Genomic DNA, 15,427 nt, shown 5'->3' on the forward strand with positions numbered 1-15,427 from the left:
TTTATTGGGAAACTGCTGTCTGTGTTTTTTCTACATACTCTCCTCGGTAACAGCAGATTTTTTAAAGCTGTTGCGAATCACGCCACGCTTAGATGCCTTGATGAAATCCATGATTTGATCACGTTCGGCACTTGCCGGCAGGTAGTCGGCCATGTAGGCTACCGCCTGGGAAGCATTCATGCCCCTTTGGTAAAAAACCCGGTAGGTGTCGTGGATGGCTTCAATCTGCTCGCGGCTGTAACCCCGGCGTTTTAGACCAGTGTAGTTGATGCCCATATAGGCTGCCGGTAAACCAAAGACTTTGGTATAGGGGGCTACGTCGGTCAGTACACCCGCCATGCCCGAAACCATGGCGTGGGCGCCAATGCGCACAAACTGGTGAATGGCACTCGAGCCGCCAATCACGGCCCAATCTTCCACCTCTACTTCGCCGGCAATTTGCACACTGTTGGCAATGACACAATTGTTGCCGACTTCGGTGTCGTGTCCCAGGTGCGTGTAGGCCATCAGCAGGGTGTTGTCGCCCACCTTGGTAAAGCCCTTGGAGGCTGTACCGCGGTTGATGGTCACGTACTCACGTACCGTGGTGTTGTTGCCAATTTCAACGGTGCTGTATTCGCCTTTGAATTTCAAATCCTGCGGGATGGCGGCAATTACCGCTCCCGGAAATATCTTGCAATCCCTGCCGATTCGGGCGCCGGGATAAATGGTGGCATTGGCTCCAATCCAGGTGCCGTCGCCAATAATCACATCCTTGTCAATTTTTGCAAATGCTTCTACTGTTACGTTTTTTCCCAAAACAGCTTCGGGATGAATCTCCGCGCGCGGTGAAATCTGCTGCTCCATTCCTTTGAATTGTTTAAACAACAAAAGCCGGGCTGCGGGAGGGTCCCGTACCGGCCAAATAATGAATTTAATTTTTGGGTTATCTGTAGTAGGACAAGTCAGTCGGCTTGCACACGTACCGGCAGGGCAAAAAAAATGATCTTTTTTTATCGATCGCGGGTTGTTAATTTAGATTAAATTCAAACTAACTGTAAATCAAGCACTGTTGATGTTTGTGCAAAAAATGTTTTGTATTTTTAAATTTAGATAACTGTATAGATAGAGTTGTTGTAATCAGGAGACCGATGAAAAAGATTGTTTTACCCATAGCTTTGGTGTTGGTGCTTTTTGTAATGGCGGTGCATCTTTTCCATAGGCCGCCCATGCCCAATCTTACGCAGTTGCAATTGCAGCAGACCTATTCGGTGAAGCCCATTGCTTCGGTGGATCATACCCGTTTTGAAGAGTTGCAAAAGGAGTTTGCTACGCCGCAGGAAGTTACTGAGGCCTGTATTGCCTGTCACAATGAGCGACACAAAGAGGTTATGGCTTCTAACCATTGGAATTGGGAGCGTATTTCCTATGTGGAAGGTAGGGGCATCGAACGTATGGGGAAGCAAAATGTGCTCAATAATTTTTGTATCGGCACCAACTCCAACCAGCAATCCTGCGCCCGCTGTCACATCGGATTTGGGATGAGCAACAACCGTTTCGATTTTGAAAATGCGCGCAATGTCGATTGTATGGTTTGTCACGACCACAGTGAGGAATACATTAAGGGTGCGTCAACGGCGGGTTATCCCGACCGTTCGGTCAATCTGTCGCGGGTAGCACAAAGCGTGGGTCGCCCCGGAAACATCAACTGCGGAGCCTGCCACTTTTATGGCGGCGGCGGCAACAACGTGAAGCATGGTGATTTGGAAGATGCTTTATTGACTGCCGACCGGTCGGTGGATGTACACATGGCGGCCAACGGCATCAATATGACCTGTGTGGATTGTCATACCGCCGAAAACCATCGAATGAAGGGGACTTTGTATTCGGTGTCTTCCACCCACGTCAATCGCCTGTCGTGTGAGGAATGTCACACCACCACGCCCCACAACGACCGTATGCTCGATGTGCATACCGGACGCATAGCCTGTCAAACCTGTCACATTCCCACCTACGCCAAGGAAAACCCCACCAAGATGGCCTGGCGCTGGTCCGAGGCCGGTCAGCTCAAAGACGGTCAACCCTTCTCCGAAGTCGATTCTATGGGGCGTGAAATCTACCTGTCCATTAAAGGCTCCTTCGAATGGGCCACCCATGTGGAGCCCGAGTACTATTGGTTCAACGGTCACGCCACCCACTACATTTTGGGCGATAAGGTGGACAGCATTCCGCTTCAGGTGAACCGGCTGCTGGGCATCGCCCGTGATCGGGAGTCGAAAATCATCCCCGTTAAAGTACACCGGGGCGACCAAATTTATGATCCGAATACGGAGATGCTGATTCAGCCCAAGTTGTGGAGCGAAGCCAAAGGCGACAGCGCCTTTTGGCAGGACCTCGACTGGGATGCAGCGGCAGCTGCCGGTATGCAGGAAGCGGGTCTGCCCTACAGCGGGGAGTACAGCTTTATTCCCACAGAAATGTATTGGCCGGTCAACCATATGGTGGCGCCCAAGGGGGAGTCTTTGACTTGTGCCGAATGTCATACACGGGAAGGAGGGCGTTTGGCGGGACTGAATGACTTTTACCTGCCGGGGCGCGACAAGCATGCAGGCATTCATGTGCTGGGTCGCCTGCTTTTGTTGGGCGCAATTTTGGGCGTTTTGGTGCATGCCTTGCTGCGCTTTGTTTCGGCCTTGCGCAACAATAAAATGAAATCAGAAGACATTCAATAAGCGAAGAAAATTGCGTAGGTTATGGCACAACTGGTTTATGTTTACAAACAATTTGAGCGCTTTTGGCACTGGTCGCAAGCCGTTTTGATCCTTTTTTTGGCGCTCACCGGCTTTGAAGTACACGGCAGCATTTACCTCTTTGGTTTCGAAAAGGCGGTGATTTATCACCGTTATGCAGCCTGGCTGTTGTTGGGACTCATTGTTTTTTCCATTTTTTGGCACATCACGACCGGCGAATGGCGTCAGTATAGGCCCCAGCTCAGTAAATTACAAGCTCAGTTGCGGTATTACACTTATGGGATGTTCAAGGGTGAGCCGCATCCAACCCACAAAACGCTGCGCAATAAGCTGAATCCCTTGCAGGCCCTCACTTATTTGGGTTTTAAATTGCTTATGGCGCCCTTGTTGGTGTCCACGGGTCTTCTTTATATGTTTCATCGAAGCATTGATGCCAACGATATGGTGCTGATCAGTGAAATTCCGCTGGAGTGGGTGGCCTGGTTGCATACCCTGGGGGCCTACCTGCTGCTCATGTTTGTGATTATTCATGTGTATATGACCACCACCGGAGCTACCCCCCTGGCCAATATTAAGGCCATGCTGACGGGTTATGAAGAGTTGGAAGAAGATAAATCGGAATAAGATCGACTTTATGAAAGCGACAAGTTATATGAACCCCTATGTGGCCGGCGTTTTGTTGGGCCTCGTTTTGCTGGCAACGGTTTACATAACCGGGCGGGGACTGGGTGCCAGTGGTGCGGTAAAGAGTGTGGTGGCTACCAGTGTAAAGGCTGTAGCTCCGACGCATTACCAGTCGGCTGCCGTGTATCGCGACTACGCAGCGGAGCATCCCGACGGGCCCATGAAGTCGTGGTTGGTCTTCGAGGTACTGGGCGTCCTTATTGGGGCTTTTATCTCCGGTTTACTGTCCAACCGGATTGGCCTTAAGCTGGAGAAGGGGCCGCGCGTGACCAATAAAACCCGAATACTTACCGCCATTTTGGGCGGCTTGCTGTTCGGTTTTGGCAGTCAGTTGGGCAGGGGCTGTACCAGTGGTTCGGCCTTGAGTGGTATGGCCGTTATGTCGCTGGGCGGCATAGTAACTATGATGGCTATTTTTGGCGGGGCTTATGCCCTGGCCTGGTTTTTTCGTCGCCTGTGGCTGCGTTAGTTAAGCTGGTGTTTTTTTAAAAACTCGAATTATGGGACCCTTAGTACCGGATTTGTTGAGTAATGAGTTTTCGTATGTAGTTGCCCTGGTGATGGGCGTAGGCTTTGGCTTTGCCCTCGAGCAGGCCGGGTTTTCCAGTACCCGAAAGCTGGTGGGTTTGTTTTATGGCTACGACTTTACGGTGCTCAAAGTGTTTTTTACCGCCGGAGTCACCGCCATGATTGGCATTTTATTGCTGGGTCATTTGGGCTTGCTCAATCTGGAATACATTTTTGTAAATCCCTTTTTTGTGCGTTCGGCTTTGGTGGGGGGACTCATTATGGGGGCGGGTTTCATCATCGGCGGCTTTTGTCCCGGTACCAGCGTGTGTGCGGCGGCCATTGGCAAGGTCGATGCCATGGCCTTCATTGGCGGCTCGGTTTTGGGCATCTTTTTGTTTATGGAAGGTTTTACCTGGTTGGAGGATTTTTATAAGGCCGACAGCAGGGGGGCCGTTTTGATTAATGAAGCCCTGGGGCTTTCGCGGGCCCAATGGGCGCTGGTGTTGACTTTAGTGGCCCTGGCTGCTTTTGCCGCCGTATCCTGGATACAGCACCGGGTCACTGCGGCGCCCAACGAACTGCTTGCCTTCTCGCGCCGGCGTGTGCTTACTGCTGTGGCCGTGCCCATAGGCGTGGTGCTGCTGGTGATGTTGACGCCTTCGCGCGATGAGTATGTAATGGCGCGCCTCGAACAGCGTGCTGCTTCGGGAGAGTGCCAGCCCAGCATCATCGATGCCGATAAATTGGCCTATGAATTAATCAACAACTATTTTGCCTACAACATTATTGATGTGCGCAGTCGGGCAGAGTATGAGGCTTTTCATATTGCTACGGCCATCAATATTCCCCTGGAGGATTTGGATCAATTGGAATACCGTCCCTTGTTCAGGCAGCGCCTTAAGGCCAATGTGTTTTACGGTAATGATTTTGAAACCACCAAGAGGGCTTGTCTCCTGGCCCGGTTTCACGGCGACGATCAGGGACTGGCTTTGCGGGAGAGCGCAGCGGAGTTTCAACAACTTTTCTTTGCTCCCGAGCCCTTGCCGCTGGAGCCTACGCGACAGCAATTAACCGTTCGGGTATTTCGTGAGGAAGCGGCCCGAAAGATGGAAGAGATACAGGCGGCAGTTTCGGTCCGGGCCCAACCCATCGAAAAGAAAGTACGTGTGGTACAAGGGGGATGCAGCTGAGTCGGGCAGCGACTAGTGCAGAATCATCATAAACTCACTCTCCAGTACATCGGCTTCTTCCGGAGAGGGTTTCCAACGCTTCCATCCAATGAGGTATTTTTTAAGGATGAGAAACCAGGTAAGTGGGAACTCGTCGCTTTGCCACTGTTGGGCGTAATTCAACAGGCCGATGTTTTTTATCAGTCTGTCCAGTTCTTGTACGATGGCCAGGCAGAAATCTTCCAGGGCGATGGTTCCTGAAAGACTAAGGGGCTCTGACTCCTCTCCAAAGGGGGCACTGTTGCGTGTAATGCTTAAGTCAATGGCTTTGCCATCCTGCGAGGAGAATTCCAACACCAGCAGGTGGTTGTCGCTGTACCACTCCACGGCTGCCGCATTTTCCTCATCCCAAAGGTGAGCCGGTTCCTGAATCAATGAAACCATAGCTTTTAACAGGTCGCCAATGGGGTTACTGGCGTTCACGGTTTCAAAAGGGAGTTTTTGCCCTGCCAGCGAAAATACGCCTTGAGCCTTCCCGGTTTCGGTCAATTTGTAGGTGAATCCGAAGTCCTTTTCCATTGATTGTGTAAATGGTTTACAGAAGCTAAGGTACAAAAAAAATGATTCTACCAAACGGGTGTTGCATAGGCTTTTACTTCCTTGGCGGTGATGGTGTCGTTGCAAAGGATCAGCAAGCGCTCTATAACATTTCTGAATTCACGAATGTTGCCCGTCCACGATAGTTCCTGTAAAGCCTTAATGGCACTGTCGTCAAAACTGTGCTGTGCCAGGCCCAGCTCTTCACTGATGAGGCGGTTGAAGTGCTCGGTGAGCAAGGGAATGTCCTCCTTGCGTTCGTTGAGCCCCGGTACATGAATCAGAATTACACTCAAACGGTGGTAGAGGTCCTCCCTGAAAGCGCCGGCCTTAATTTCGTCCTGTAAATTTTTATTGGTGGCCGCCAGTACCCTTACATCTACTTTAATGTCCTTATCGCTGCCTACCCTCGAAATAACGTTCTCCTGCAAGGCACGCAATACTTTGGCCTGGGCAGCCAGACTCATATCACCGATTTCGTCGAGAAAGAGGGTGCCGCCGTTGGCTTGTTCAAACTTTCCTTTGCGTTGTTTAACGGCAGAGGTAAAGGCGCCTTTTTCGTGACCAAAAAGTTCGCTCTCAATCAATTCGGAAGGGATGGCTGCGCAGTTGACTTCCACAAAGGGCTGGTCCGCTCGCCGACTCTTTTCATGCAGCCAACGGGCCACCAGTTCCTTGCCTGTGCCGTTGCTCCCCGTAATCAGCACTCTGGCATCGGTGGGGGCCACCTTGTCAATCATCTCTTTCACCGCTGTAATGGCGGGTGATTCTCCCACCATATCAAAGGTCTTTGCAACTTTTTTACGCAGCACCCTGGTTTCAGTAACCAAATCTTTGCGCTCCACGGCATTGCGTATGGTAACCAGTAAGCGATTCAGGTCCAGGGGTTTCTCGATAAAATCGTAAGCCCCTTTTTTAATGGCTTCCACGGCCGTGTCGATGTTGCCGTGGCCCGAAATCATGATGACCGGCGTGTCGTTGCTCTTTTCCATAAGGTGCTGGAGCACTTCCATGCCGTCCATTCCGGGCATCTTAATGTCGCACAAAACAATGTCAAATTTGTGGGCAGCAAAGAGTTCCAGACCTTCGGGGCCGGTGGCTGCCAGACTGACTTCGTGCTTTTCGTACTCCAGTATTTCGTGGAGGGTGTTCCTGATGCTTTTTTGATCGTCAATGACAAGTATTTTCGACATATGCCTTCTTCTTCTCGAAATAGAGGGGTTATAATTCGCTGTTGATGATCTGCAGTATGGCGCCTTCCTTGAGCGCAAAAGAGCATTGCCAGACTTCCGCAGGTTTAATTTGTTGCAGTACCCATTGAACAATGATGCTGGCCGGAACGATGTTTTCTACCCGATCGGGATCCATACCCGGAAGGGTTCGGCGCTCCTCGATGGTGCTGGTGAGCAACAGTCGGTGGGTGGCGAGCAGGGCCTCGGGTTCCAGTTTAAAAGAGGTGATTTTGGAGAGCTCCATCAGGGGGTAGTCTTTGCGAGCAATTACTGCGGCAAGAGTATCGAAGGAGCCCGACGAGCCAATAAGTCTGGCAATGGGAAAGCGGTCGCAGGCATCCAAGAGGGAACTCAGGTTCGTCGCCAGGTGTTTTTCTATGGCCTCACTTTCCTTGGTTGTGATGGGGTCGGAGGGGGCAAACTGCTCCAGCAGGCGTGCCACGCCCAGATTGTAGCTGTCCTTCCAGGCAATGCCGTTTTTATTGGCAATGATGAATTCTACACTGCCGCCACCAATGTCCATAATCAGTGCGTAGGCGCTGCCCAGGGGCACCACCTGTTTTACGCCATCAAAGATGGTTTGGGCTTCTTCATCGCCCGGAATCACCCGTATGGTCAGCCCCAGTTCCTGTTTCACCTTCTTTACAAACTCGGCCCCGTTGGTGGCACTTCTTATGGCCGAGGTGGCAAAGCAAAAAATGCTCTCCACCTGGTATTCCGAAATGGTAATCAGGTGCGAAGTCAGGGCTTCCAGTCCCCGTTTCATCGCTTCCGGAGTTATGGTGGCTTTGTGTATGCCCCCCTTTCCGAGTTTGGCCGGGTATTTTGATTCGGTCAGTATGTGGTACGAACTGCCTTCTACCTCTGTTATAAGCAGGTTAAAGGTGTTGGTACCCAGATCAATAATTGCTACACGTGTCTTTTCCATCACTTGTCCGACTAGGTAATCTTCAAAGGTATTAAAAATCGGATTACATCCCGCTTATTTACCCGAATAGCGAAACCATTTCCACAATTCCTTGTAGTTGACTTTTTTGCCATACATCAGTATGCCGGTGCGGTAGATGCGTCCCGCAAACCAGGTGCTCAGCAGAAAGCCTGCTACCAGGAGTCCGATGGACAGACCCAATTGCCAAAAGGGAACGTCGAAGGGCGCCCGGGCCATCATAACAATGGGAGAGGTGAGCGGAAACATCGAAAACCAAAACACCATGTCGCTGTGGGGGTTGCGGAAGGCGGCCATGGCCACGTAGAGGGCAATAATGATGGGGATGGTAATGGGAAACATGAATTGTTGAGAATCTGTTTCGTTGTCGATGGCTGCGCCAATGGCTGCAAAAAGGGAGGCGTAAAGCAGGTAGCCACCCAAAAAGTAGATTAAAAACAAGCCGAGGGTTAAAGCCGGATTCATACTCTTAGCCATATTCAGCACCTTGCTGAAATCAAAGTTTCCTGCGCTGGCTGCCTGCTCGGCGGTGGCTGTACTCACCATTTCGGTTCCCTGTGGGCTGGTTTCGACCTTGTCCGACTGAAAAACCATTTTCATGCCACTCACGATCAGCAGGGTGAGTCCCACCCATAAGGCCACCTGGGTAAGCGCCACCAAGGCAATGCCTATGATCTTGCCCAACATCAGTTGAAATGGTTTTACCGAAGATACGATGACCTCCACAATGCGACTCGTTTTTTCTTCCATTACGCCCCGCATCACCTGAGTGCCGTAAATGAAGACGAACATGTACATTACGAAAGCAAAAATCATACTTACAACCATAGCCATTTCGGAGGAAGTCTCCCTTTCGCTGCCGTCCTCTCCCAGTTTGATGGTGGTGATGTTGACGCCTACCTGATTGATGGCTGCAATGACTTCGTCGAGTCCCTCCATCTCAAAGCTGCGCAGTTTCTCCCCCCGCAAATAGTCCCGCAAACGTCCGTTGATGTGTTGGCGTACTTCCATCGTAATCTGTTTGTCGGAAAACAGGCGGAGGGCATCGGGTTTGTCCAACAGATTGTCGCTGATGACCAGGTAGGCAAAGTAGCCCGAGTTGGAAAAGTCCTCACGTAATGCGGGTTCCGATTCCGGATCGAGGTAGTCGAAGACCATCAGGTTGGTGTTGTCTATTTGGTCGGTGTACAGACCAGTGTAGTCAAATACAGCTATTTTCTTTTCCTCTTCGTCTTCCATCGAACCGATCCAGGCTGGTATCAACATCATTGCCGCAAAAAGAAGGGGGCCCAGAAGGGTCATGATGATGAAGCTCTTTTTACGGACGCGGGTCAGATATTCACGTTGCAGTATCAGGGATATTTTATTGTTCATGGTAAGGCAGTTTAGCGGCTGGTTTTGTTTTGATTGACTACGGTTATGAAGACTTCGTTCATGCCGGGCAGTACTTCGTGGTAGGCGTGTAGGTGTTCCTCGGGACTAAGTGCTGCCAGCAGGGCATTGGGTGCAGCGTCCTGGGGCATGCGGATCAGCAATTTGTGCCGGTCTTGCAGGGACTGTCGGGTTTCAATCTTGTAGTGGTCGCTCAGGCGTCCCTCGAGGGCATCGAGGCTGCCCGAAAATTCCAGTTCTATTAGGTTTTGACTGAATTGTTGGCGCACCTCCGGCACCGGTCCCGAAAGAATGGCTTTGCCATTGTTGACCAGGGTAATGTGGTCGCAGAGTTCTTCTACCGACGACATGTTGTGGGTGGAGAAAATGATGGTGCTTCCTTTTTTCTTCAATTCCAGAATTTCTTCTTTCAGCAGGTTGGCGTTGATGGGGTCGAAGCCGCTGAAAGGTTCATCAAAAATGAGCAGCTCGGGTTCGTGCAAAATGGTTACAATAAACTGCACTTTCTGCTGCATCCCCTTCGAGAGCTCCTCCACTTTTTTGTCCCACCAGGGCTGAATTTCAAATTTCTCGAACCAGTATTTGAGCCTTTTTAGTGCTGCGGGACGCGACATGCCTTTAAGACGGGCCAGGTAGAGGGCTTGCTCGCCCACCTTCATTTTTTTGTAGAGGCCCCGTTCTTCGGGCAGATAGCCTATGCGGGCAATGTCTTCGGGGGCCAGAGGATGGCCTTTCAGGAGTATTTGTCCCTCGTCGGGACCAGTAATCTGGTTGATGATGCGGATGAGGGTGGTTTTGCCTGCGCCATTGGGCCCGAGCAGACCAAAGATGCTGTTTTCAGGGACGCTGATGCTGACCTTGTCGAGGGCCAGGTGGGCGGCATAGCGCTTAACAACTTGCTGACTTTCTAAAAAGGACATGTTTTTGGGCTTACGTTAAAATAATTATGCTTTGCCCAAAAGTATAAAAAAACCAGCTGGTCTGCAGGTTTTTTGACGGATGTCTGTGTTTTTTTTGCCGGATGCTTTAAAGGGCCAGTCTGTTCAGCACCGCTTCGCCCCCTGCAATGCGGTCGGCCAACATCTGAATGGTGGTTTGGGTGGCCAGTTGCTGGTATTGATCGCGTATGCTTGCGTATTGATGGTGAATGGGACAGGGCGCCGTATCGGAACATTGACTGAGTCCGATGCCGCAACGGGTAAACAGTTTGTAGCCCTCCATGGCATGAATGACTTCAATCAGGGGCAGGTCTTTGGCTTTGTCGTCGAAAAAGAAGCCGCCGCCCCGACCGCGTATGGATAAAAGCAGACCCTGGCGCACCAGGGTCTGCAATATCTTGGCAGTAAACTGTTCGGGCGCTTCAATCTCCCTGGCCACCTCCCGATAACCGGGACGTTCCTGTTCGCGGTTTCTCAGCGCTACGTAAACCAAAGAGCGAATGGCGTATTCCGATGCCTTCGATAGCATAGTATTATTTTTGCGACTAATTTACTAATTTTTTCTCCAAGTCCAGAGCTTTCGGAAACAGGATGTTGTTTTCGAGGTGGATGTGGCGGTGCAGGTCGTTTTCAAAGGCTTCGAGTTTGGCCAGTCCCACCCGATAGGTGTTGCAGCCATCTTCGGGCAGGGTGTAGCCTTTTGTGAGCGCTGAGATGCTGCGGAAGCGCTCCCCCTCGGCGTCGTGGTCGTCGTGCATAGACGCAATGGGGTTGGCTATGGTGCCGAAACCTTTGCGTACGGGCGCTTCGCCTTTGGCCTTTGCCTTAACCAGCTCCTTGATGTAGGGGAACAAAATTTGTTCTTCTTCTTCAATGTGACGGGTCAGTGCTGCGGCCGCCTGGGTAAAGAGTTTTTCCACCTCGATGAGTTCGGGATGATTGCCTCCATGTACATCGGCCAGCTTGGCCAGGTAAGGGGGAATACTTTCTACGTTTTCCCGAACAAAGGCATGGTGCTGCTCTACGATGTGGTCAATGAGGGCATCGAGCGGCAGCTTTTGAAGTAAAACGGACTCCATATCTTCCCGGGTGCTCACTTTTTCCAGATCCTGAAGTAAGGCGGTGACTGGGGCTCCGAATTTTTCTGCGGCCTGCGTAATGCTGATGTTTCCGCCGCAGCAAAAGTCCACCCCGTATTTTTTAAATACATCGGCGGTTTTGTAGTTGGCGGCTACCAGTTGGCCAACGTTGGTATTGGTGGTAATTTCCATGGTGTTTGTTTTAGTGTTAGATTAAAAGACCTTTAACTCCACAAATATACAACACTCTTTTTCTGTCGGCAAATTGGACTTGTTAAATAAAAGTTAAAGTGTTTATAAGGAGGAGCAGTTCTGCGTGGTAGTTAATAGTTCGCGAAGCAGTAAGGGGGCTTTCTCGAGCACGTTGCCTACCACCACCACATCGGCACCTGCCGAAAAGGCTTTCTGCAGCAGTTCGGGGGTGGTAATGCCGCCACCGGCCATAAGGGGCAGACTGGTGCAATTGCGCACTGCCTTGAGGGTTTCAGGTGCTATCGGGTTCAGGGCGCCGCTGCCGGCATCGAGGTAAAGCAGTTGCATGCCCAGCATTTCACCGGCCATGGCTGTGGCACAAATGATGTCGGTTTTGTCGGCCGGCATGGGACGGGTCTGACTGATGTACTCCACGGAGGTGCTGACCCCGCCATCAATGAGTAAATAGCCGGTGGCTATAGGCTCGATACCATGCCTGCGAATGTAGGGGGCGGCTACCACATGGTGACCTATCAGTAATTCGGGATTACGTCCCGAAAGCATGGATAGAAAAAGCACCGCATCAACGTTGGGACAGAGGTGGGTGGGACTGCCCGGGTAGAGCAGGACTTCCTGGCCGAACTTTTTTTTGAGTCGCTCCACCAGGGGGGCAATGGGCGCAGAAATCAGACTGCCCCCAACCAGCAGGAGCTGGGGTGGAAAGTCCTTCAAAACGGTCCCCAGCTTTTCGAGTTGCACTTCGGTACATTTGTCCGGATCGAGTAGGAGGGCCAGCAATTTGCGCTTTTCCTGCCGGGCTTGTATTATTTGGGGGTAAATCATTCCGAGTTCTTTGTTTCGCGGTATAAAGTTAAGGCTATTACCAATGCCAAACAAGCTGAAAGGCAGGGTGCGACCAGTAGTGGAGATCGAGACTACAGGCGGGCTTAGCGCTTATTTCGGCCAGAAGACGACCTTGCGATGCGGGGCTGAATCCATTCACCCTGATTTCCTCGCGAAACAAGAGTCCCGGTCGGTTCAGTACTTTATACACCGTTTCTTTTGCGCACCACAGCAGGGTGGCTGCTGATTGTTGCTCCAGCTTCTTCAGTTGGCTCAGCTCCTCTTCGTTGGCAAAGCGCTTGAGCAGTCGCCCGGCGCGTTCGCCCCGATATTCAATATCCACGCCGGGCTGGCAGTGTTCGCTGGTTACTGCCGCTGCATAATTGTGGGTATGTGAAAGACTGATTCGGGGGCCCTTTTGTTGCAGGCAGGGCTGTCCCCCCGGCAGGTAAACCAAGGCTTGCGTGTTGCCGGTCAGTTGGTGCAACAAAATCCTCGAAGCCAGCCACTCCCTTCGTTTTTCAGGGTGTCCTATGCCCTGGAGTTGGCCCGCAAGGTCGGGCTCCATAGGCAGCAGTTGCAGCAGTTCGTTTTCCGTTTCGTTGATGTGCCACACGGCCAGTCGGCCTTCCCCCTTCTTTTCCTGTTCAAAGAGCAGCGGCATAACTCAGTTGTTTTTCCACTTTAGGGTTTCGATCAAATGGGCCACATCTTCGGTGATGTAATCAATGACCGGAGCCAGGGAGTCGCGGTTGGGACGGGTATGGAAATAGAGCGAGCCTCTTAAAAAGTGTCGGATGCTGTCGGTGGCTAAAAATTGCAGCGGAGAAGCTGCGTTGCCCTTGATCTCAAACATCATGGCATACATTTGGCGCTCTTCGTCCACGAAAAGATGCTCGTCGATGGCATCGGCTTTGAGACTGTGGTTGAAGGCCAGGCGTATGTTGTCTTCGAGCAATTCGTAAAGATTATTATCCACTTGCTTATAGCTGAGGTGTAAGCGTGCCTTGAATTTTGGGTAAAAGACATTGATCCAGTAGGGTTCAGCCTGTGGCGAAAGGTCGTTTTCAATACGTGCAAAGGCCGGGTACTCGAAACTGTACGGCAGCACGGAGTCGAGTAAGGTATAGTTTTTCTCGGGCAGTTGTATGTGGAAGTAGCCTCGCGGACGTGGCGTGGCGTGGTTTTGGCACGCTGCCCCCGCAATAATAACTGCAGCAAAAAGCAAGGTTTTACCCAACAGTTGCAGTCCTTTATAGTTTTTGTTTTTTTGCAAATTTTATTTTTTTAATCCTGCGGTTATCGGCAGCCAGGATGGTGAATTGATAATTGTTGTAGTCGACGATCTCTTGTTTAACAGGGATTTCTCCTTTTAGTTCGAGGAGCAGTCCCGCCAGGGTTTCCGGTTCATCGGTCAGTTTTTGGAAGCTGTCTTCCGGCACTTCAGTAATCCTGAAGAAGTCCTTCAGCAGCGTCTTACCCTCAAAGACAAAGGCGCCATCGGGGAGTCGGGAGAAGTTGAGTTCTTCATCGTCCTGCTCGTCACTGATGTCGCCCACGATTTCTTCAAGGATGTCTTCAAGCGTAACAATGCCTGAAGTGCCTCCATATTCGTCAACAACCACGGCCATGTGAATCTTATGGGTCTTGAACTCTTGCAGCAGGTCATTAATTTTCTTGGTTTCGGGCACATAATAGGCTGGCCGGATCAGTTTCTGCCAGGCAAAGCTGTTGTCTTTATCGAGGTGGGGCAGCAGATCCTTCACATACAATATCCCTTTTACATCGTCGGGCCCGTTTTCATACACCGGCATGCGCGAGTAGCCCGAGTCAACAATCACCTGTATCACTTTACTGAGCTCACTCTTAATGTCCACATCCACCACATCTACCCTGGCCGTCATAATTTCTTCCGCGGTGATGTTCCCAAAGGTAACGATGCCCCTTAAAATATCCTTCCCTTCGGTGTGGTTGTCGTCGGTCAAATCCAGGGCCTGGGAAATGTCGTCGAGCGAGAATCCCTTTATACGTTTGGCCAATCGCTTGTTGACAATGTTGGTGGTTTTAACCATCAGCACGCTTAGCGGACTGAACAGGCGGGAAAGGAACAGGAGGGGAAAGGCCATATATCGGGCAAATTTTCGTGGAAACTGTCCGGCATAAACCTTAGGCAGAATCTCACCAAAGAACAGGATCATGGCTGTGATGATCACTACCTCAAACAGAAAGGGCCCAATGCCTGCTTCGTTAAAGTGAATCAGGTTGGATGTAATGAAGGAGGAGAGAATGACAATGCCTACATTCACAAAATTGTTGCTGATCAGAATGGTCGCCAGCAGCTTTTCCGGGTTTTCGAGGTGTTGAAGAGCCTGTTGGCAGGGCCTGCTTTCCTGGTCCTTCATTTCGGCAATGTCTGAGGGTCTTAAAGAAAAATAGGCAACTTCCGAGCCCGAAATCAGGGCCGAAAATAAAAGAAGTACGACGGTTACTCCCAAGGCGGTCAGTAGGCCTGGTGTAAGGGGCTGGAATTGCATGAACAATAAAGCCGATTGCCAGCCTTGGTGGACGAGGTCTGTTTCCAAAGGTTGCTGTTTTTAGATTTAAGCGCGTTGTTATTAGAAGGGCAGATCGTCGGAGCCTTCGTCTTCACCGATGAAACTTCCCTGATTGTTGTCCTGCTGGGGCGAAGGATTATTCGCAGGGCTACTGTTTGCTTGGTTCTGCTGGGGCTGGGCGGGAGCTGCTCCCTGGGCAGCGGCCGGGTTGTCCCCTCGCCTGCCAAGTAATTGAATGGTATCGGCAAAAATCTCGGTGGTATATTTTTTTACCCCGTTGGCATCGTCGTAGGAGCGGGTACGTAACTTTCCTTCGATGTAGAGTTGCGAACCTTTCCGGATGTAGTTTTCGGCAAGTTTGGCCAGTCCCCGCCAGGCCACAATGTTGTGCCATTCGGTTCGCTCCGGAATTTCTTGTCCGTTGCGGGCTGTAAAGCCCCTTTCGGTAGTGGCCAGGGTAAAATTAGCTACTGCCTGGTCGTTTTCGAAATAGCGGATATCGGGATCTTTGCCCACATTACCTACCAGTATTACTTTGTTTATCATGTGCTTGTTGTTTTT

General features: G+C 51.0%; 17 protein-coding genes. 4 read left to right on the plus strand and 13 right to left on the minus strand.

Going from position 1 to position 15,427, the window contains the following annotated elements; all coding sequences use genetic code 11:
- Nucleotides 1–30: 30 nt before the first annotated feature.
- The gene (gene lpxA, locus B4W65_RS07200) at nucleotides 31–846 is read right to left on the minus strand and encodes an acyl-ACP--UDP-N-acetylglucosamine O-acyltransferase (RefSeq protein ID WP_088654458.1); all 816 of its coding nucleotides are present in this window, start codon (nucleotides 844–846) and stop codon (nucleotides 31–33) included.
- Nucleotides 847–1,130: 284 nt separating this feature from the next.
- Here lpxA and B4W65_RS07205 point away from each other — a divergent pair, with 284 nt between their 5' ends.
- From B4W65_RS07205 to B4W65_RS07220, 4 genes are read left to right on the plus strand one after another with little or no spacing between them, the layout of a single operon-like run.
- Nucleotides 1,131–2,711, plus strand: coding sequence for a tetrathionate reductase family octaheme c-type cytochrome (locus B4W65_RS07205; RefSeq protein WP_088654459.1), 1,581 nt, complete (start codon nucleotides 1,131–1,133; stop codon nucleotides 2,709–2,711).
- A gap of 21 nt (nucleotides 2,712–2,732) precedes the next feature.
- Nucleotides 2,733–3,353 carry a cytochrome b/b6 domain-containing protein gene (locus tag B4W65_RS07210; RefSeq protein ID WP_088654460.1) on the plus strand — a complete coding sequence of 207 codons (621 nt, stop codon included), beginning with the start codon at nucleotides 2,733–2,735 and terminating at the stop codon, nucleotides 3,351–3,353.
- A 10-nt stretch (nucleotides 3,354–3,363) separates the two neighbouring features.
- Complete coding sequence (locus B4W65_RS07215) at nucleotides 3,364–3,882, plus strand: YeeE/YedE thiosulfate transporter family protein (protein WP_088654461.1); 519 nt, start codon at nucleotides 3,364–3,366, stop codon at nucleotides 3,880–3,882.
- Nucleotides 3,883–3,913: 31 nt separating this feature from the next.
- Complete coding sequence (locus B4W65_RS07220) at nucleotides 3,914–5,113, plus strand: rhodanese-like domain-containing protein (RefSeq protein ID WP_088654462.1); 1,200 nt, start codon at nucleotides 3,914–3,916, stop codon at nucleotides 5,111–5,113.
- Nucleotides 5,114–5,125: 12 nt separating this feature from the next.
- Here B4W65_RS07220 and B4W65_RS07225 read toward each other — a convergent pair whose 3' ends face one another.
- The 12 genes from B4W65_RS07225 to B4W65_RS07280 all read right to left on the minus strand — a co-directional run bounded on the left by B4W65_RS07225 (nucleotide 5,126) and on the right by B4W65_RS07280 (nucleotide 15,412).
- A complete protein-coding gene (locus B4W65_RS07225) occupies nucleotides 5,126–5,671 on the minus strand; it encodes a hypothetical protein (RefSeq protein ID WP_088654463.1) in 546 nt (181 codons plus the stop codon).
- Between the two features lie 47 nt (nucleotides 5,672–5,718).
- Complete coding sequence (locus tag B4W65_RS07230) at nucleotides 5,719–6,882, minus strand: sigma-54-dependent transcriptional regulator (RefSeq protein WP_088654464.1); 1,164 nt, start codon at nucleotides 6,880–6,882, stop codon at nucleotides 5,719–5,721.
- A 28-nt stretch (nucleotides 6,883–6,910) separates the two neighbouring features.
- A complete protein-coding gene (locus tag B4W65_RS07235; protein ID WP_088654465.1) occupies nucleotides 6,911–7,849 on the minus strand; it encodes a Ppx/GppA phosphatase family protein in 939 nt (312 codons plus the stop codon).
- Between the two features lie 54 nt (nucleotides 7,850–7,903).
- Nucleotides 7,904–9,241, minus strand: coding sequence for an ABC transporter permease (locus B4W65_RS07240; RefSeq protein WP_088654466.1), 1,338 nt, complete (start codon nucleotides 9,239–9,241; stop codon nucleotides 7,904–7,906).
- Between the two features lie 11 nt (nucleotides 9,242–9,252).
- Nucleotides 9,253–10,179 (minus strand): ABC transporter ATP-binding protein, encoded by a 927-nt coding sequence (locus B4W65_RS07245; protein WP_088654467.1) that lies wholly within the window; start codon nucleotides 10,177–10,179, stop codon nucleotides 9,253–9,255.
- 106 nt (nucleotides 10,180–10,285) lie between these two features.
- Complete coding sequence (locus B4W65_RS07250; RefSeq protein ID WP_088654468.1) at nucleotides 10,286–10,726, minus strand: RrF2 family transcriptional regulator; 441 nt, start codon at nucleotides 10,724–10,726, stop codon at nucleotides 10,286–10,288.
- Between the two features lie 16 nt (nucleotides 10,727–10,742).
- Nucleotides 10,743–11,468 (minus strand): iron-sulfur cluster repair di-iron protein, encoded by a 726-nt coding sequence (gene ric, locus B4W65_RS07255; protein WP_088654469.1) that lies wholly within the window; start codon nucleotides 11,466–11,468, stop codon nucleotides 10,743–10,745.
- A 102-nt stretch (nucleotides 11,469–11,570) separates the two neighbouring features.
- On the minus strand, nucleotides 11,571–12,311 hold the full coding sequence (locus B4W65_RS07260) for a geranylgeranylglyceryl/heptaprenylglyceryl phosphate synthase (RefSeq protein ID WP_240509505.1): 741 nt from the start codon (nucleotides 12,309–12,311) through the stop codon (nucleotides 11,571–11,573).
- A 37-nt stretch (nucleotides 12,312–12,348) separates the two neighbouring features.
- Nucleotides 12,349–12,975 carry a 4'-phosphopantetheinyl transferase family protein gene (locus tag B4W65_RS07265; protein WP_088654470.1) on the minus strand — a complete coding sequence of 209 codons (627 nt, stop codon included), beginning with the start codon at nucleotides 12,973–12,975 and terminating at the stop codon, nucleotides 12,349–12,351.
- A gap of 3 nt (nucleotides 12,976–12,978) precedes the next feature.
- Nucleotides 12,979–13,587 carry a gliding motility lipoprotein GldD gene (gldD, locus tag B4W65_RS07270; RefSeq protein ID WP_240509506.1) on the minus strand — a complete coding sequence of 203 codons (609 nt, stop codon included), beginning with the start codon at nucleotides 13,585–13,587 and terminating at the stop codon, nucleotides 12,979–12,981.
- Entirely contained in the window at nucleotides 13,565–14,893 is a 1,329-nt protein-coding gene (gene gldE / locus B4W65_RS07275) for a gliding motility-associated protein GldE (RefSeq protein WP_240509507.1), read from the minus strand. Before gldE ends, gldD begins: the two co-directional genes overlap by 23 nt.
- 33 nt (nucleotides 14,894–14,926) lie before the next feature.
- Entirely contained in the window at nucleotides 14,927–15,412 is a 486-nt protein-coding gene (locus B4W65_RS07280; RefSeq protein WP_088654471.1) for a single-stranded DNA-binding protein, read from the minus strand.
- Between the last annotated feature and the right edge of the window lie 15 nt (nucleotides 15,413–15,427).

Source organism: Geofilum rhodophaeum (genome assembly GCF_002210225.1).
GTDB lineage: Bacteria > Bacteroidota > Bacteroidia > Bacteroidales > Marinilabiliaceae > Geofilum > Geofilum rhodophaeum.